Here is a 16,260-nt window from a genome sequence, read left to right as displayed (position 1 = left end):
GACGCGACAGCTATAATCTGCCGCTTTCCTCTTTGCCAAGACCCCAGCAGACCATGACTGAGTCCGTTCTTGACTACATGACCCGATTGGGTCGCGCCGCCCGCGAAGCCTCCCGCGTCATCGGTCGTGCCAGTACCGTGCAGAAAAACCGCGCCCTGCTGGCTGCCGCCAATGCCCTGGACGCCGCCCGCGCCGAGCTTGCGGCAGCCAATGAACAGGATCTGGCCGCCGGTCGCGCCAACGGTCTGGAGCCGGCACTGCTGGAGCGTCTGGAACTGACCCCGGCGCGCATCGATGGCATGATCGTCGGCCTGCGTCAGGTCGCAGCGCTGCCGGATCCGGTCGGTGCGATCCGCGACATGAGCTTCCGTCCGTCGGGCATTCAGGTCGGCAAGATGCGCGTACCGCTGGGCGTTATCGGGATCATCTACGAATCCCGTCCCAACGTGACCATCGATGCCGCGAGCCTGTGCCTGAAGTCCGGCAACGCGACCATCCTGCGCGGTGGTTCCGAAGCGATTCATTCCAACCGCGCGATTGCCGCCTGCATCCAGCGTGGCCTGGCCGAAGCCGAACTGCCGGCCGCCGTGGTGCAAGTGGTGGAAACCACCGACCGCGCCGCCGTTGGCGCGTTGATCACCATGCCCGAGTACGTCGACGTGATTGTGCCGCGCGGTGGTCGGGGCCTGATCGAGCGCATCAGTCGTGACGCCCGGGTGCCGGTGATCAAGCATCTGGACGGCATCTGCCACGTTTATGTCAGCGAACACGCCGACCTGCCGAAAGCTCAGCGCATCGCCTTCAATGCCAAGACCTATCGCTATGGCATCTGCGGTGCGATGGAGACCTTGCTGGTCGATCAAAGTGTTGCGAAGGATTTCCTGCCGTCGATGGCGAAGCAGTTCCGCGAAAAAGGCGTCGAACTGCGTGGTTGCGAACGCACCCGGGCGATCATCGAGGCCGTAGCGGCGACCGAAGAAGACTGGAGCACCGAGTACCTGGCGCCGATTCTGTCGATCCGCGTGGTGGATGGTCTGGATCAGGCCATCGAGCACATCAACCATTTCGGCTCCCACCACACCGACTCGATCGTCAGCGAAAACCTCGCCGACACCCGCCAGTTCGTGGCTCAGGTCGACTCGGCGTCGGTGATGATCAACACCCCGACCTGCTTCGCCGACGGATTCGAATACGGATTGGGTGCCGAGATCGGCATTTCTACTGATAAGCTGCACGCCCGTGGCCCGGTGGGCCTCGAAGGACTGACCTGCGAGAAGTACATCGTGGTCGGTGATGGCCAGTTGCGCGGCCAGGCGACGGTCTGACTTGTCCGACCTCGACCTGAAAGCGCCGAAACCCGGCAAGAAATCCCGTCCCCGGCGCATTGGCGTACTGGGCGGGACGTTTGACCCGGTGCATGTCGGCCATTTGCGCGGCGCGCTGGAAGTCGCCGAAGCGCTGGGGCTCGATGAGTTGCGCATGATGCCCAGCGCCCGGCCGCCGCACCGCGATACGCCGCAGGTGTCGGCGCAGGACCGGCTGGCAATGGTTGAATGTGCGGTGGCCGGTGTGCCGCCGCTGGTGGTGGACGCCCGCGAATTGCAGCGGGACAAACCGTCCTGGACCATCGATACCCTGGAGTCGCTGCGCGCCGAAATGGCCGCCGAGACCCAGGTTTTTCTGCTTCTGGGCTGGGACGCGTTTTGCGGCCTGCCTACTTGGCACCGCTGGGAAGAGTTGCTCCAGCATTGCCACATCCTGGTGCTACAGCGCCCGGACGCCGACAGCGAACCGCCGGATGCCTTGCGCAACCTGCTGGCAGCGCGTTCGGTGAGCGACCCGCTGGCCCTGAAGGGGCCGAGCGGACAGATTGCATTCGTCTGGCAGACACCGCTCGCGGTTTCCGCCACCCAGATCCGTCAACTGCTGGCCAGCGGTAAGTCGGTACGTTTCCTGGTGCCCGACGCGGTCCTGGCCTACATCGATGCGCACGGTCTGTACCGTGCGTCGAACTGAACAAGGCGTGCTTCACTGATACGAATCCACGTGTCGCCAAGCCGCCGAAAATATGAGCAAAACGAGTTTTATATGACTGACAAAGACCAAACCAAAGTAAAGCGCAAAGGCACATTCAAGAGCGCCCCGCTGCCAGAGCCGGTCAACACCAACGAACCGCTCAAGGGCGACGAGCTGGTCAAGGTGGCCGTTGCAGCCCTGGAAGACGTCAAGGCCCAGGACATCCAGATCATTGATGTGCGCGACAAGCAGAGCATCACCGACTACATGATCATCGCCACCGGTACTTCCAACCGCCAGATCAACGCGATGCTGGACAAGGTCCGCGAAGAGGTCAAAAAGAACGGCGCCAAGCCGCTGGGCGAAGAAGGCAAGGGCGACAGCGACTGGGTGCTGCTGGACCTGGACCTGGTGATCGTGCACATGATGACCGCCTCGGCACGTCAGTTCTACGACCTGGAGCGCCTGTGGGCCGGTGCCGAGCAAAGCCGTGCGGCGGACGCCAAGCACCACAGCCCGGAAAACACCCACGAGCATTTCACCAAGCTCAACAAAGACCAGCTGTAAGGGATTGCTGTGCGACTGCGACTGATCGCCGTCGGTTCACGCATGCCCAAGTGGGTGGAAGAAGGCTGGCATGAATATGCCAAGCGTCTTCCGTCCGAGCTGGCGCTGGAACTGGTGGAAATTCCGCTCAATACCCGTGGCAAGAACGCCGACGTGGCCCGCTTCATCCGTCAGGAAGGCGAAGCCATGCTGGCCAAGGTCGGGCCGAACGAGCGGATCGTCACCCTCGAAGTTCATGGCAAGCCGTGGAGCACCGAGCAACTGGCGGTCGAACTCGATCGCTGGCGCCTGGACTCGCGCACGGTCAACTTCATGGTCGGTGGCCCGGAAGGACTGGCGCCGGAAGTCTGTGCCCGCGCGGATCAGCGCTGGTCGTTGTCGCCGCTGACGCTGCCGCACCCGCTGGTGCGCATCCTCATCGGCGAGCAGTTGTATCGTGCCTGGACCGTGCTGTCCGGCCACCCTTACCACAAGTAATCCGCCCTCATGTCTCAGCCGATCCGCATCAAGGACCACGAAAAAGACGCCCGTCTGGTGCGTGGTCGCGTCGTGTTCGGCGCAATTGCGGTGGTGGCGCTGATCTGCGTGCTGATTGCGCGCCTGTACTACCTGCAGGTGATTCAGTACGAATATCACTCGACCCTGTCGGAAAACAACCGGGTGCATGTCCAGCCGATCCCGCCGACCCGTGGCCTGATTTTCGACCGCAACGGCGTGGTGGTGGCGGACAACCGTCCGAGCTTCAGCCTGAGCATGACCCGCGAGCGCTCCGGCGACTGGCAGCAGGTGCTCGACGTGATCGTCGAGGTCTTGCAGCTGACGCCGGAAGACCGGGTGATCTTCGAGAAACGCATGCGTCAGGGCCGCCGGCCGTTCGAGCCGGTGCCGATCCTGTTCGAGCTGAGCGAAGAGCAGATCGCCCGGATCGCGGTGAATCAGTTCCGCCTGCCGGGCGTCGAGGTGGTCGCGCAACTGGTGCGTCATTACCCGCAGGGCGCGCATTTCGCGCACTCGGTGGGTTACATGGGGCGGATCAACGAGAAAGAGCTGAAGACCCTCGATCCAGTCAACTACAGCGGCACCCACCACATCGGCAAGACCGGCATCGAGCGCTTCTATGAAGCCGAGCTGCACGGTCAGGTGGGTTACGAAGAGGTCGAGACCAACGCCCGTGGCCGCGTTCTGCGCGTGCTCAAGCGTACCGATCCGGTGCCGGGCAAGGACATTGTCCTGAGCCTCGACATCAAATTGCAGGAAGCCGCCGAGGCTGCGCTGGGTGGCCGGCGTGGTGCGGTGGTGGCGCTCGATCCGAAAACCGGCGAAGTGCTGGCGATGGTCAGCCAGCCGAGTTTCGACCCGAACCTGTTCGTCACCGGCATCAGCTTCAAGGCGTACGCCGAGCTGCGTGATTCGATCGACCGACCGCTGTTCAACCGCGTGCTGCGCGGTCTGTACCCGCCGGGCTCGACGATCAAGCCGGCGGTGGCGATTGCCGGTCTCGATGCGGGCGTGGTGACGGCGTCGAGCCGGGTGTTCGACCCCGGTTACTACATGCTGCCCAACTACGATCACAAGTACCGCAACTGGAACCGCACCGGGGACGGCTTCGTCGACCTCGACACGGCGATCATGCGGTCCAACGACACCTACTTCTATGACCTGGCACACAAGCTGGGCATCGACCGGTTGTCGGCCTACATGAACAAGTTCGGTATCGGCCAGAAGGTCTCGCTGGACATGTTCGAAGAATCCCCCGGCCTGATGCCGTCCCGCGAGTGGAAACGCGCGACCCGGCGTCAGGCGTGGTTCCCCGGCGAAACCCTGATTCTCGGGATCGGCCAGGGCTACATGCAATCGACTCCGCTGCAACTGGCCCAGGCGACTGCGCTGGTGGCCAACAAGGGTGTGTGGAATCGCCCGCACCTGGCCAAATCCCTCGAAGGCGTGAAACCGGTGGATGAGAATCCGATGCCGGACATCATCCTGCGCGATCCGTCGGACTGGACCAAGGTCAACCATGGCATGCAACAGGTGATGCACGGTGCACGCGGTACGGCGCGTAAAGCGGCGATCGGCGCGCAATACCGGATCGCCGGCAAGTCGGGTACGGCGCAGGTCGTGGCAATCAAGCAAGGTGAGAAGTACGACCGCTCCAAGGTTCAGGAACGCCACCGCGACCACGCCTTGTTCGTCGGTTTCGCGCCGGCGGATGACCCGAAAATCGTGGTGTCGGTGATGGTCGAGAACGGTGAGTCCGGTTCCGGCGTCGCGGCACCAGTGGTGCGGCAGGTCATGGATGCCTGGCTGCTGGATCAGGACGGACGGTTGAAGGCCGAATACGCCAGCCCTATCAGTGCGGAGGCTACGGCCCGTGATGAATAATTTCGATCGCATGCTCTCCAGCGAGGATGTGATGCGTCGCCGGGCGACGCTGTTGCAACGTTTGCATATCGACGGCCCGTTGCTGGTGCTGCTGCTGATTCTCGCGGCCGGCAGCCTGTTCGTGCTGTACTCGGCCAGCGGCAAGAGCTGGGATCTGCTGGCCAAACAGGCCACGTCGTTCGGCATCGGTCTGGTGTCGATGATCGTCATCGCCCAGTTCGAGCCAAGGTTCATGGCGCGCTGGGTGCCGCTCGGCTACGTGATCGGGGTGGTGCTGCTGCTGGTGGTGGACATCATGGGCCACAATGCCATGGGCGCGACCCGCTGGATCAACATTCCCGGGGTGATCCGCTTCCAGCCCTCGGAATTCATGAAGATCCTGATGCCGGCGACCATCGCCTGGTATTTGTCCAAACGCACGCTGCCGCCACAGCTCAAGCATGTCGGCATCAGTCTGCTGTTGATCGGCGTGCCGTTCGCCCTGATCGTGCGTCAGCCGGATCTGGGCACTTCGCTGCTGATTCTGGCCGGCGGCGCCTTCGTACTGTTTATGGGCGGGTTGCGCTGGCGCTGGATTCTCAGCGTACTGGCGGCGGCGATTCCGGTGTCGGTCGCGATGTGGTTCTTCATCATGCACGACTACCAGAAACAGCGGATCCTGACGTTCCTCGACCCGGAAAGCGATCCGCTCGGCACTGGCTGGAACATCATCCAGTCGAAAGCCGCCATCGGTTCCGGCGGGGTATTCGGCAAGGGCTGGCTGCTGGGCACCCAGTCGCATCTGGACTTCCTGCCGGAAAGCCACACCGACTTCATTATCGCCGTGCTCGGCGAAGAGTTCGGGCTGGTGGGCATCTGCGCACTGTTGCTGATCTATCTGTTGCTGATCGGTCGTGGCCTGGTGATTACCGCCCAGGCCCAGACGCTGTTCGGCAAATTGCTGGCCGGCGCTCTGACCATGACGTTTTTTGTTTACGTTTTCGTCAACATCGGTATGGTCAGTGGCCTGTTGCCGGTGGTGGGGGTGCCGTTGCCGTTCATTAGCTACGGCGGAACTTCGCTGGTGACGCTGCTGTCAGCGTTTGGGGTTTTGATGTCGATCCATACCCATCGCAAGTGGATCGCACAGGTTTGAATAAGGTGAAGAGTTCAATGCAAGTAATGCGTGACTGGGCGACACGATACGCACCGTGGCTCGGCCTGGTAGGCATCCTTGGCAGCGCGCAGGAAGCGTTGGCCGGCGATTACGAAGGCTCGCCCCAGGTGGCCGAATTCGTCGGTGAAATGACCCGCGACTACGGTTTCGCCGGCGAACAGCTGATGGCCGTGTTCCGCGAGGCCCAGCGCAAGCAGGCGATTCTCGACGCCATTTCCAAACCCGCCGAACGGGTCAAGCAGTGGAAAGAATACCGTCCGATGTTCATCACCGACGCGCGCATCGCCCGCGGTGTGGACTTCTGGCGTCAGCACGAGGCGACTCTGGCCCGCGCCGAGCAGGAATACGGCGTTCCGGCCCAGGTGATCGTATCGATCATCGGCGTTGAGACCTTTTTCGGACGTAATACCGGCAATTACCGGGTGATCGATGCCTTGTCCACGCTGGGTTTCGACTATCCTCCCCGTGCCGAATTTTTCCGCAAGGAGCTGCGTGAGTTCCTGCTGCTGGCGCGCGAAGAGCAGGTCGACCCGCTGACCCTCAAGGGTTCCTACGCCGGGGCGATGGGCTTGCCGCAGTTCATGCCGAGCAGTTTCCGCGCCTACGCGGTGGATTTCGACGGCGACGGCCACATCAATATCTGGAACAACCCGGATGATGCGATCGGCAGCGTCGCCAGCTATTTCAAGCGTCACGGCTGGGTCGCCGGCGAGCCGGTGGTCAGTCGCGCGGATGTACGGGGAGAGCAGGTGGATGAAGGCCTGACCACCGGCATCGAGCCGACGAAAACCGTCGGGGAGTTGCGAGCGCTGGGCTGGTCGAGTCATGATGCGCTGCGCGATGACATGCCGGTCACCGCATTCCGCCTCGAAGGCGACAATGGCCCGGAATACTGGATGGGCCTGAAGAATTTCTACGCGATCACGCGTTATAACCGCAGCGTGATGTACGCCATGGCCGTACATCAACTGTCTGAACAGCTGGTACAAGCACGGGGCGTCAAGTAATGCGGGCATTGCCTATCAATAAACCCCTGAAGCTGGTGGCTTTCGCTGCGTTGGCGGTGCTGGTCGCCAGTTGTTCGACCAGCCGTTCGCCGAGCCAGAAGCCGACCACCGCCGTGCGTTCGCAGCCGGGCCTGGACATCAACCGGGCCCACAAGGACGGCGCGCCGTGGTGGGACGTCGACGTATCGCGCATCCCGGATGCCACGCCGACCCTGCACACCGGCCCGTACAAGGCCAACCCGTACACCGTGCTGGGCAAGACCTACTTCCCGTTGCAGGAATCCAAGACGTACGTGGCCTCCGGCACCGCGTCCTGGTACGGCACCAAGTTCCACGGTCAGAACACCGCCAACGGCGAGGTCTACGACCTGTACGGCATGAGTGCCGCCCACAAGACATTACCGCTGCCGAGTTACGTTCGGGTGACCAACCTGGACAACAACCGCACGGTGATCCTGCGAGTCAACGACCGTGGCCCGTTCTACTCGGACCGGATCATCGACCTGTCCTACGCCGCCGCCAAGAAGCTCGGTTATGCCGAAATCGGCACCGCGCGGGTCAAGGTCGAAGGCATCGACCCGCAGCAATGGTGGGCCGCCAAGGGCCGTCCGGCGCCTTTGATGCTCAACGAGCCGCAAGTCGCGCAGAATAGCGCCCCGGTGATCACGGCCTCGGCCGGCACCGTCGAGCAATGGACTCCGCCGCCGCAGCAGCACGCCGCGGCCGTCGTGCCAGTTCAGCTTGATGCAAAAAAAAACGCTTCTGCACCAGCGTCTGGCCAGTATCTGCAGGTGGGCGCGTTCGCCAACCCGGACGCTGCAGAGCTCCTGAGGTCGAAGCTCAGCGGGATGGTGAGCGCTCCGGTGTTTATCAGCTCGATCGTGCGCAATCAGCAGACCCTGCACCGGGTTCGCCTGGGACCGATCGGTTCGCCGGGTGAAATTGCCCAGGTACAGAACAGCGTGCGCCTGGCCAACCTGGGTTCGCCAAGTGTGGTCACCGAGTAAACGTAGGACTTGATTGACGGTTCACCAGCGATTGGGGGGTGAACCAGGTTGTTGGCTCGTCGAAGAACAAAAGCCCGGCAAGGGTGACTGGAGTGAGCAACTGAACACGCGATGCTCGTAGGGTTTGCTCGAAAGCTCGCCGAGCGGCGATCAGGCAAGGCAAAAACAGGTGAGGAAGCGGAGTGTAGGGGACCTACATGAGCATTTCGAATCTGTTTTTAACGCAGCATGATCGTCGCGCAGGCAGGTTTCGGGCAAAACCTGAAAGACATCTGATTAAATTTTGTCCGCCAGGACAGTTTCCATTAGCGATTTCGAGAGACGGATGAACATCACCACCTTTGCCAAACGCCTGTGTCTGCTAGTCCCGCTGCTCCTCTCGCCTGCCGCGTTCGCGGCCGAGATGATGCCGTCGCCACCACAACTGGCCGCCAAATCCTACGTGCTCATGGATGCCAACAGCGGCAACGTGCTGGTGGAGAACAACGGTGACCAGCGTCTGCCGCCGGCCAGCCTGACCAAACTGATGACCGCGTACATTGCCACGCTGGAAATCCGTCGCGGCCAGATCGGTGAAAACGACCCGGTGACCGTCAGCGAAAACGCCTGGCGCACCGGCGGTTCGCGGATGTTCATCAAGGTCGGCTCGCAAGTCACTGTCAGCGACCTGCTGCACGGCATCATCATCCAGTCCGGCAACGACGCCAGCGTCGCGGTGGCTGAACACATCGCCGGCAGCGAAGATGCGTTCGCCGACCTGATGAACAAGACCGTCGCCGATCTGGGCATGACGAATACCCACTTCATGAACCCGACCGGTCTGCCGAACCCTGAGCACTACTCGTCGGCTCACGACATGGCGATCCTGGCGCGCGCGATCATCCACGAAGACCCGGCTCACTACGCGATCTACTCGCAGAAAGAGTTCTTCTGGAACGGCATCAAACAGCCTAACCGCAACCTGCTGCTGTGGCGCGACAAGACCGTCGACGGTCTGAAAACCGGTCACACCGACGAAGCCGGCTACTGCATGGTGTCTTCGGCCGTACGTGACGGCATGCGCCTGATCGCCGTGGTGTTCGGCACCAACAGCGAAGTGGCACGTGCCGCTGAAACCCAGAAGCTGCTGACCTACGGTTTCCGCTTCTTCGAAACCCAGACCTTCTACCAGAAGGGCACCGAACTGGCTCAGGCCCCGGTGTGGAAAGGCACTACCAGTCAAGTCAAGGCCGGCCTGGCACAAGACCTGACCATGACCCTGCCGAAAGGCCAGCTGAAGAAGCTCGCTGCCAGCATGACCATGAACCCGCAACTGACCGCGCCAATCGCCAAGGGCGACGTGATCGGTAAAGTCGAAGTGAAACTGGACGACAAGGTGGTGCACAGCGCCGACCTGATCGCTCTGGACGCTGTCGAGGAGGGTGGTATCTTCCGCCGCATGTGGGATAGCATCCGTCTATTCTTCTACGGCTTGTTCAACTGATTTGAGTTGACCTGCATGGCCCCGTTCCGATCCGGAGCGGGGCCTTGTTCGTTACCGGGCTTACGCTTACGAGGCCGTTACGCCATGACCGATACCGAAGTAAAGGCGCCAAAGATCGAATTTCCCCAGGTTGATTATCCGGTTAAGGTGATCAGCGATACGGGCGTCGGCAACAAAGACAAGATCATCGACATCGTCAAGAAACACGCCAAGATCAACGATGAGCGTGTCGACGAGCGTCAAAGCAGCAACGGCAAGTACACCACCATCCAGTTGCACATCGTCGCGACCGACCAGGATCAGCTGTACAACATCAACAGCGAACTGCGGGCTACCGGTTTCGTGCACATGGTGCTGTGATGCCGGGCACGCTGGGCTTTCGCGAGCTTGGCCAGATGGCTTACGAGCCGGTCTGGCAGGCCATGCAGCGTTTTACCAACGAGCGTGGCACCACGGCCCCGGACGAAATCTGGCTGGTCGAACACCCGCCGGTGTTCACCCAGGGCCAGGCCGGCAAGGCCGAGCACCTGTTGCTGCCGGGGGATATTCCGGTGGTGCAGGTCGACCGCGGCGGTCAGGTGACCTACCATGGCCCCGGCCAGCTGGTGGCTTACCTGCTGCTGGATGTGCGCCGACTCGGTTTCGGCGTGCGCGATCTGGTCAGCCGCATGGAGCGCTGCCTGATCGAACTGCTGGCCAGCTACGGCGTGACCGCCGTGGCCAAGCCGGATGCTCCCGGCGTCTACGTCGACGGAGCGAAGATCGCTTCTCTGGGTTTGCGGATTCGCCACGGTTGTTCCTTTCATGGCTTGGCCCTGAACGTGGACATGAACCTGGAGCCGTTTCGACGGATTAATCCCTGCGGCTATGCCGGGCTGGCGATGACCCAGCTGAGCGAGCACGCAGGATCGATTGAATTTGCCGAGGTAAGTGCCCGGCTGCGCGCGCAGCTCGTCAAACACCTCGACTATGCTGAGCAGACGACCCTGACGGGCGGAATCGACTGATATGACTACTGATGCAGTGCAAACCATGATCCCGACGCTCGACGTGACCGAGCGCCCGGCCCCGCGTCCCAAGGTTGAAGCCGGCGTCAAGCTGCGCGGCGCCGAGAAGGTTGCACGCATCCCGGTGAAGATCATTCCGACCACCGAACTGCCGAAGAAACCCGACTGGATCCGCGTGCGCATCCCGGTTTCGCCGGAAGTCGACCGCATCAAGAGCCTGCTGCGCAAACACAAGCTGCACAGCGTCTGCGAAGAAGCGTCCTGCCCGAACCTGGGCGAGTGCTTCTCCGGCGGCACCGCGACCTTCATGATCATGGGTGACATCTGCACCCGTCGTTGCCCGTTCTGCGACGTTGGTCACGGTCGTCCGAAGCCACTGGACGTCAACGAGCCGGAAAGCCTGGCCATCGCCATCGCCGACCTGAAGCTCAAGTACGTGGTGATCACCTCGGTTGACCGCGACGACCTGCGTGACGGCGGTGCCCAGCACTTTGCCGACTGCATCCGCGAAATCCGCAAACTGTCGCCGAACGTGCAACTCGAAACCCTGGTCCCGGACTACCGTGGCCGTATGGACATCGCCCTGGAAATCACCGCGGCCGAGCCGCCGGATGTGTTCAACCACAACCTGGAAACCGTACCGCGCCTGTACAAGGCTGCCCGTCCGGGTTCGGACTACCAGTGGTCGCTGACCCTGCTGCAACGCTTCAAGCAGATGATGCCGCACATCCCGACCAAATCCGGCCTGATGCTGGGTCTGGGCGAGACCGACGACGAAGTCATCGAAGTCATGAAGCGCATGCGCGAACACGACATCGACATGCTGACCCTGGGCCAGTACCTGCAACCGTCCCGCAGCCACTTGCCGGTGCAGCGTTTCGTGCACCCGGACACCTTCGCCTGGTTCGCCGAGGAAGGTTACAAGATGGGCTTCAAGAACGTCGCGTCCGGCCCGTTGGTGCGTTCTTCGTACCACGCCGACGAGCAGGCGAAACTGGTCAAGGCCGAGCTGCTCGGTTCCTGATTCAGCGCTGAATAAAAAATGCCCGCCGGGGTTTATCACCCGGCGGGCATTTTTTTGCCTGGCTTACACTCGTTACTGACTTTTCCTGCAATCTGCGGCGCGGCTTAGCCTCTTCTGTTTGTCGCCGTTCCTGACTACTGTGTGAGCATGACTTCACACAGGGAGATCCATGGATGACCGTTCGACCGACCCACACCCTTTTTCCGCACAAGCCTGTGCCTGCACTGCCGTCGGAAGGACTGATAGGCGTGATTGCGCCCGCCGGCCCTGGCACGCTGGATACCGAAAAGGCCGTTCAGTGGATGCGCGCCCGGGGTTATGGTTTGCGAGTGTTCCCCGGCGTATACGAGAAGGATGGCTATATGGCCGGCAGCGACGAGGTACGGCTCAACGATCTGCACGCGGCGTTCGCTGACGAAGAGGTGGATGCAATCATTTGCCTGCGCGGTGGCTACGGCACGCCAAGGTTGCTGGACCGGATCGACTACGACCTGCTGAGCCGCCATGCCAAGCCCTTCGTCGGTTACAGCGACATCACCGCGCTGCATCTGGCTATTAGTCGCTACGCCGGGTTCGTGACCTTTCATGGGCCGTTATTGAATGCCGATCTGCTGGGTGACAAGGAACCGCCGACGGTGACGTCGTTCTTCGCCATGCTGCGCGGTCAGTTGAAGGCCGGCAGTGTGCTGAGTCATCCGGCGGCTTATCCATTGACCACCGTGGAGCCCGGCATTGCCCACGGGCGTTTGCAGGGCGGCAATCTGGCGATGATCGCTGCGACTTTGGGCACGCCTTACGAAATCGACGTCGAAGGGGTGATTCTGCTCATCGAGGACATCAACGAGCCGTTGTACCGGATCGACCGCTTGCTGACCCAGATGCGTCTGGCGGGCAAATTGGCCAGGTTGCGAGGCGTGTTGGTCGGGGATGTGGCTGGCGTGGATATCGAGGCTTTGAACCGCTTGCTCAAGCAGACCTTTGAACCGCTGCGGATTCCGGTACTGTCCGGCTGGCGCAGCGGGCACTGCGATCCGAACCTGACGCTGCCGCTGGGGGCGCTGGTTCGACTGGATGCGGGTAAGAAGGAATTGATGCTGGAGCAGGATGTGGTGATTCGCTGAGCGAGCCACAAAAAAAGACCGCCGCCTGAAGAGGCGGCGGTCTTTTTGTTTTTACTGGTTACGCAGGCTTTCCAGCAGCTTGTGCGTCGGATAACCGTCCGCCGGCCAGCCGAATGACTGCTGTGCACTGCGGATCGCCTTGCGCGTATTGGCGCCGATGATCCCGTCTGCCGCACCTGCGTCATAGTTGCGCGCGGTGAGCAGGTTTTGCAATTCGATCCGTTCGGTGCGGCTCAACGGCAGATCGTCTTTTGGCCAGCTGCCATTGATCAGGCCGGCGCCGTCGAAGCGCTCGGACAACAGGCTCACGGCCAGTGCGTAGGACGACGAGTTGTTGTACTTGAGGATCGCCCGGAAGTTATCGAGGATCAGGAACGCCGGGCCACGATAACCGGCCGGCAGCAGCAGGGCGGCGGACAGTTGCTCGGAACCGGCCGGCACCTGGCCGCCGTTCGGCAGGATTACGCCCAATTGCCGCCATTCAGCGACGCTCTTGCGAATTGCGCCGTCGGCCAGGGTGTAGTTGAAACCGCTCGGCAGTTGCACTTCGAAGCCCCACGGCTGGCCACGCTGCCAGCCTGAGCTTTGCAGGTAATGCGCGGTGGAGGCCAATGCGTCAGCCGGGCTGCCCCAGATGTCGCGGCGACCGTCACCGTCGAAATCCACGGCGTGGGTGTTGTAGGTGGTCGGGATGAACTGGGTCTGGCCCATGGCACCGGCCCAGGAACCGAGCATTTTCTCCGGCGTGATGTCGCCCTGTTGCAGGATCTGCAACGCCGCAATCAACTGCGCATGGGCAAAGCCCGGACGGCGACCTTCATAAGCCAGTGTTGCCAGCGAGTTGATCACCGACTTGCTGCCCTGGAACTGGCCGAAATTGCTTTCCATCCCCCACACCGATACCAGCGCCTGACGATCGACGCCATAACGCTGTTCGATGCTTTGCAGGATGTCAGCGTACTGGCTGATCAGGGCCTGGCCTTTGCGCACGCGCAAGGGCGAAAGGGCGCCGTCCAGGTATTCCCAGACCGGCCGGGCGAATTCCGGCTGGCTGCGGTCGGCGCGAATCACGCTGGCATCGAAACTGACATTGGCGAACGCGCGGTCGAACAGGTCGGCACGAATGCCGGCAGCCAGAGCTTCCTTGCGGAACCCTGCCTGCCATTCGGCAAAGGTCTGGGTCGGTTGCAGGTCGAGGTTGTCACCGGACGGCACTACCGGCGGGATGACCGCTGGGGCTGTGGCAACGGGGACGGTCTGAAGCGGTTGAGCGTCGGCGGCGGTGGGTTTTTCCGCGCAGGCGACGAGCAGTACGAAGCTGGAGGCAGCGATCAGTTGGCGCAAGGGCCAACGACGGGAAAGACTGAGGGGCATGCACAGGTCCAGGGAATACTAATCAGGTGCAGACCTTAACATGAGGAGGGGGTGCTGTGCTTCAAGCGGCCAGAAAGTAAGAAGCCTCCCAGCTGTCAGACTGGAAGGCTTCGCGGCGGTAGCTGCCTTTACCCTTGGTTGGTCGTTCCTGGCGGCTGCGGAACAGGGGTTGGGCGACGATGGATTTGGCCTTGTTGTGGCCATGTTTCGATGGCTTTTTGCTCATGAGGATTCTCTCGATCGAGTGGGGTTTTGCGCGGCAGATAATCTGCCGATCTCGGGCGTCTGTCTATAGGACCGAGGGCGGGATGTTCTGTAGGAAATGGACTCGGTAAAGAACGGGATCGCAGAGCGCGATCCCGGATCTCATTCGGCAGGCAATGTCAGCCGCTGACCGGCCATCAGCAGCGCCAACCGGCTCAGGCTCATCCACGGCGAGCCCGCCGCCTGGCCCTTGATCTGCGCATCGATGCGCTGGGCTTCGAGCAGCAACTGCGCCCAGCGTTGCGCCGAGTAGCGTTGCAAGGCCTTGCTCATCAGCGGTTTGCGCTTGTCCCAGACCGGCGGCTTGGCCTGACTGAAGCACTTGTCCAGCGGCGTGCCCTGACTGTATTGCAACGAGATGTTAGCCAGCAGGCGCAACTCCCGGGCCAGGGCCCAGAGGATCACCGGCGGTTCGACCCCTTCACCGCGCAGCCCTTCGAGCATGCGCAGAGCGTGAGCCGGTTCGCCGTTGAGCACCGCGTCGGTCAGGCCGAACACGTCAAAACGCGCACTGTCGGCCACGGCCGCCTGTACGGTTTCGACGGTGATCTGCCCGCCCTCGGCCATCAGCTTGAGCTTTTCGATCTCTTGCGCAGCAGCCAGCAGGTTGCCTTCGACCCGCGCGGCAATCAGCTCGACCGCGTCCTGGCTGGCTGACAGGCCGGCCTGGGACAGGCGCTGACGAATCCAGCTTGGCAACTGGTTGGCGTCCACCGGCCAGATCTGCACGAACTGGGTCTGCTGACCCTCGACCAGCGCCTTGCCCCACTTGGTTTTCTGCGCGCTGCCGTCCAGCTTCGGCAGGCTGATCAACAGCACCGTGTCTTCAGCCGGGCGCGAGCAGTATTCGATGAGTGCGGCAGCGCCCTTGTCACCGGGCTTGCCCGAAGGCAGGCGCAGTTCCAGCAGGCGTTTTTCGGCGAACAGCGACATGCTGGCGCCGGCCTGCAGCAACGTCCCCCAATCGAAATTGGCGTCGGCGGCGAAGACCTGGCGTTCGTCGAATCCTTGCTGACGGGCAGCGGAGCGAATGGCGTCGGCAGCTTCCTGGCACAGCAGCGGGTCATCGCCGCTGATGATGTAGACCGGCGCAAGGGCGCCTTGCAGGTGTTTGCCGAGTTGGGCGGGAGCGAGCTTCATAAGAAAGGGCGAACGGGGCGCCTGAGCGCCCCGAACGTCTTACTGCTGCGGCAGTTCGAGCGGCGACTGACGCGGAGTTTCCGCTTCAGCCTTCTGCGCCGCTTCGAGGGCGTCGGCCTCTGCCTTGGCACGGGCGTTGGCGGTTTGCTGCAGAGCGTCCAGCTGTGCCGGCGTCAGCTGTTGCAGACGCAGCATCATGCGCTGAACCAGCTCGCGGCGGGTTTCACGGCGTGCATCGTTGGCTTCCTGGTCGGAACCCACCAGGTTGTTGCCGTCGTGGATGAACACTTTCTGCACTTCAAGCTTGTCGCTTTTGAGCAGCAGGTCTTTTTCGCCACGGATATCGTAGGTCAGCACGGTGCTCACCTGATATTCGCCAGTACGACCGGCGCCGGCATAGCTGAGGATGCGCTGAGTTTCTTGCTCATCGGCCAGGTACAGTTTGTATGGCGCACCGGAAATGATCTTGACGCCGCTGGCCTCCAGCACCTGACGCAGTTGCGTCACGGTTTCGCCGTAGGCGTTGCGGGCGCTCAGATCGAGCTCCTTGATCGACAGTTCGTTGGTGCCGGTACCACGCAGCTGGAAACCGCAGGCGCTCAACAGGACGGCGAGGCCCATCACCAGCAGATTGCGTTTGATCATTGTGTTGCTCCCCTTGAAACCATGTGGGCCGACTCTGTGGCCCGAAAGGTTTTACTGGGCGTCAGGC

17 protein-coding genes are annotated in these 16,260 nt (G+C 62.0%); 13 read left to right on the top strand and 4 right to left on the bottom strand.

What is annotated here, in order from left to right; genetic code table 11:
• Positions 1-53 precede the first annotated feature (53 nt).
• The 13 genes from LOY31_RS25520 to LOY31_RS25460 all read left to right on the top strand — a co-directional run bounded on the left by LOY31_RS25520 (position 54) and on the right by LOY31_RS25460 (position 12,770).
• Complete coding sequence (locus LOY31_RS25520; protein ID WP_258712372.1) at positions 54-1,325, top strand: glutamate-5-semialdehyde dehydrogenase; 1,272 nt, start codon at positions 54-56, stop codon at positions 1,323-1,325.
• The gene (gene nadD, locus LOY31_RS25515) at positions 1,294-2,016 is read left to right on the top strand and encodes a nicotinate-nucleotide adenylyltransferase (RefSeq protein ID WP_007958652.1); all 723 of its coding nucleotides are present in this window, start codon (positions 1,294-1,296) and stop codon (positions 2,014-2,016) included. The genes LOY31_RS25520 and nadD overlap by 32 nt, the downstream gene beginning before the upstream one ends.
• A gap of 72 nt (positions 2,017-2,088) precedes the next feature.
• Positions 2,089-2,583 carry a ribosome silencing factor gene (gene rsfS / locus LOY31_RS25510; protein ID WP_007958654.1) on the top strand — a complete coding sequence of 165 codons (495 nt, stop codon included), beginning with the start codon at positions 2,089-2,091 and terminating at the stop codon, positions 2,581-2,583.
• Between the two features lie 9 nt (positions 2,584-2,592).
• Complete coding sequence (rlmH, locus tag LOY31_RS25505) at positions 2,593-3,060, top strand: 23S rRNA (pseudouridine(1915)-N(3))-methyltransferase RlmH (protein ID WP_003185785.1); 468 nt, start codon at positions 2,593-2,595, stop codon at positions 3,058-3,060.
• A 9-nt stretch (positions 3,061-3,069) separates the two neighbouring features.
• Positions 3,070-4,965, top strand: a complete 1,896-nt coding sequence (gene mrdA, locus LOY31_RS25500; RefSeq protein WP_007958656.1) for a penicillin-binding protein 2 — start codon at positions 3,070-3,072, stop codon at positions 4,963-4,965.
• A gap of 31 nt (positions 4,966-4,996) precedes the next feature.
• Positions 4,997-6,100 (top strand): rod shape-determining protein RodA, encoded by a 1,104-nt coding sequence (rodA, locus tag LOY31_RS25495; protein ID WP_052026248.1) that lies wholly within the window; start codon positions 4,997-4,999, stop codon positions 6,098-6,100.
• A 17-nt stretch (positions 6,101-6,117) separates the two neighbouring features.
• On the top strand, positions 6,118-7,128 hold the full coding sequence (gene mltB / locus LOY31_RS25490; protein ID WP_007958658.1) for a lytic murein transglycosylase B: 1,011 nt from the start codon (positions 6,118-6,120) through the stop codon (positions 7,126-7,128).
• Positions 7,128-8,135 (top strand): septal ring lytic transglycosylase RlpA family protein, encoded by a 1,008-nt coding sequence (locus LOY31_RS25485; protein WP_085608761.1) that lies wholly within the window; start codon positions 7,128-7,130, stop codon positions 8,133-8,135. Before mltB ends, LOY31_RS25485 begins: the two co-directional genes overlap by 1 nt.
• Before the next feature lie 325 nt (positions 8,136-8,460).
• Positions 8,461-9,618, top strand: coding sequence for a D-alanyl-D-alanine carboxypeptidase family protein (locus LOY31_RS25480; RefSeq protein ID WP_011336095.1), 1,158 nt, complete (start codon positions 8,461-8,463; stop codon positions 9,616-9,618).
• Positions 9,619-9,702: 84 nt separating this feature from the next.
• Positions 9,703-9,978 carry a DUF493 domain-containing protein gene (locus LOY31_RS25475; RefSeq protein WP_007958664.1) on the top strand — a complete coding sequence of 92 codons (276 nt, stop codon included), beginning with the start codon at positions 9,703-9,705 and terminating at the stop codon, positions 9,976-9,978.
• Positions 9,978-10,625, top strand: coding sequence for a lipoyl(octanoyl) transferase LipB (gene lipB, locus LOY31_RS25470; RefSeq protein ID WP_039771855.1), 648 nt, complete (start codon positions 9,978-9,980; stop codon positions 10,623-10,625). The genes LOY31_RS25475 and lipB overlap by 1 nt, the downstream gene beginning before the upstream one ends.
• A 25-nt stretch (positions 10,626-10,650) precedes the next feature.
• On the top strand, positions 10,651-11,649 hold the full coding sequence (lipA, locus tag LOY31_RS25465) for a lipoyl synthase (RefSeq protein WP_162130488.1): 999 nt from the start codon (positions 10,651-10,653) through the stop codon (positions 11,647-11,649).
• A gap of 173 nt (positions 11,650-11,822) precedes the next feature.
• Positions 11,823-12,770 (top strand): LD-carboxypeptidase, encoded by a 948-nt coding sequence (locus tag LOY31_RS25460; RefSeq protein WP_258712368.1) that lies wholly within the window; start codon positions 11,823-11,825, stop codon positions 12,768-12,770.
• 51 nt (positions 12,771-12,821) lie between these two features.
• Here the strand turns inward: LOY31_RS25460 and LOY31_RS25455 are convergent, their stop codons facing one another.
• The 4 genes from LOY31_RS25455 to lptE form a co-directional block, all read right to left on the bottom strand.
• Positions 12,822-14,144, bottom strand: coding sequence for a lytic murein transglycosylase (locus LOY31_RS25455; protein ID WP_258712367.1), 1,323 nt, complete (start codon positions 14,142-14,144; stop codon positions 12,822-12,824).
• Between the two features lie 61 nt (positions 14,145-14,205).
• Positions 14,206-14,370, bottom strand: a complete 165-nt coding sequence (gene arfA / locus LOY31_RS25450) for an alternative ribosome rescue factor ArfA (protein ID WP_007958672.1) — start codon at positions 14,368-14,370, stop codon at positions 14,206-14,208.
• A 140-nt stretch (positions 14,371-14,510) separates the two neighbouring features.
• Positions 14,511-15,548 carry a DNA polymerase III subunit delta gene (gene holA / locus LOY31_RS25445; RefSeq protein ID WP_007958673.1) on the bottom strand — a complete coding sequence of 346 codons (1,038 nt, stop codon included), beginning with the start codon at positions 15,546-15,548 and terminating at the stop codon, positions 14,511-14,513.
• Between the two features lie 39 nt (positions 15,549-15,587).
• Positions 15,588-16,193 carry an LPS assembly lipoprotein LptE gene (lptE, locus tag LOY31_RS25440; RefSeq protein ID WP_007958674.1) on the bottom strand — a complete coding sequence of 202 codons (606 nt, stop codon included), beginning with the start codon at positions 16,191-16,193 and terminating at the stop codon, positions 15,588-15,590.
• Positions 16,194-16,260: the final 67 nt, after the last annotated feature.

Origin of the sequence: Pseudomonas sp. B21-021, from assembly GCF_024749205.1 — a bacterium.
In the GTDB taxonomy this organism is placed as follows: domain Bacteria; phylum Pseudomonadota; class Gammaproteobacteria; order Pseudomonadales; family Pseudomonadaceae; genus Aquipseudomonas; species Aquipseudomonas paraglycinae.
Note: the sequence above shows the minus strand (reverse complement) of the source record. Positions and strands in the feature narration are given on the sequence as shown.

What these genes read in the sequence shown, in the direction of transcription:
- LOY31_RS25520 (WP_258712372.1), top strand. Translation starts at nt 54, where the DNA reads ATGACTGAGTCCGTTCTTGACTACATGACCCGATTGGGTCGCGCCGCC.
- nadD (WP_007958652.1), top strand. Translation starts at nt 1,294, where the DNA reads ATGGCCAGTTGCGCGGCCAGGCGACGGTCTGACTTGTCCGACCTCGAC.
- rsfS (WP_007958654.1), top strand. Translation starts at nt 2,089, where the DNA reads ATGACTGACAAAGACCAAACCAAAGTAAAGCGCAAAGGCACATTCAAG.
- mrdA (WP_007958656.1), top strand. Translation starts at nt 3,070, where the DNA reads ATGTCTCAGCCGATCCGCATCAAGGACCACGAAAAAGACGCCCGTCTG.
- rodA (WP_052026248.1), top strand. Translation starts at nt 4,997, where the DNA reads ATGCGTCGCCGGGCGACGCTGTTGCAACGTTTGCATATCGACGGCCCG.
- mltB (WP_007958658.1), top strand. Translation starts at nt 6,118, where the DNA reads ATGCAAGTAATGCGTGACTGGGCGACACGATACGCACCGTGGCTCGGC.
- LOY31_RS25485 (WP_085608761.1), top strand. Translation starts at nt 7,128, where the DNA reads ATGCGGGCATTGCCTATCAATAAACCCCTGAAGCTGGTGGCTTTCGCT.
- LOY31_RS25480 (WP_011336095.1), top strand. Translation starts at nt 8,461, where the DNA reads ATGAACATCACCACCTTTGCCAAACGCCTGTGTCTGCTAGTCCCGCTG.
- LOY31_RS25475 (WP_007958664.1), top strand. Translation starts at nt 9,703, where the DNA reads ATGACCGATACCGAAGTAAAGGCGCCAAAGATCGAATTTCCCCAGGTT.
- lipB (WP_039771855.1), top strand. Translation starts at nt 9,978, where the DNA reads ATGCCGGGCACGCTGGGCTTTCGCGAGCTTGGCCAGATGGCTTACGAG.
- lipA (WP_162130488.1), top strand. Translation starts at nt 10,651, where the DNA reads ATGATCCCGACGCTCGACGTGACCGAGCGCCCGGCCCCGCGTCCCAAG.
- LOY31_RS25460 (WP_258712368.1), top strand. Translation starts at nt 11,823, where the DNA reads ATGACCGTTCGACCGACCCACACCCTTTTTCCGCACAAGCCTGTGCCT.
- LOY31_RS25455 (WP_258712367.1), bottom strand. Translation starts at nt 14,144, where the DNA reads ATGCCCCTCAGTCTTTCCCGTCGTTGGCCCTTGCGCCAACTGATCGCT.
- arfA (WP_007958672.1), bottom strand. Translation starts at nt 14,370, where the DNA reads ATGAGCAAAAAGCCATCGAAACATGGCCACAACAAGGCCAAATCCATC.
- holA (WP_007958673.1), bottom strand. Translation starts at nt 15,548, where the DNA reads ATGAAGCTCGCTCCCGCCCAACTCGGCAAACACCTGCAAGGCGCCCTT.
- lptE (WP_007958674.1), bottom strand. Translation starts at nt 16,193, where the DNA reads ATGATCAAACGCAATCTGCTGGTGATGGGCCTCGCCGTCCTGTTGAGC.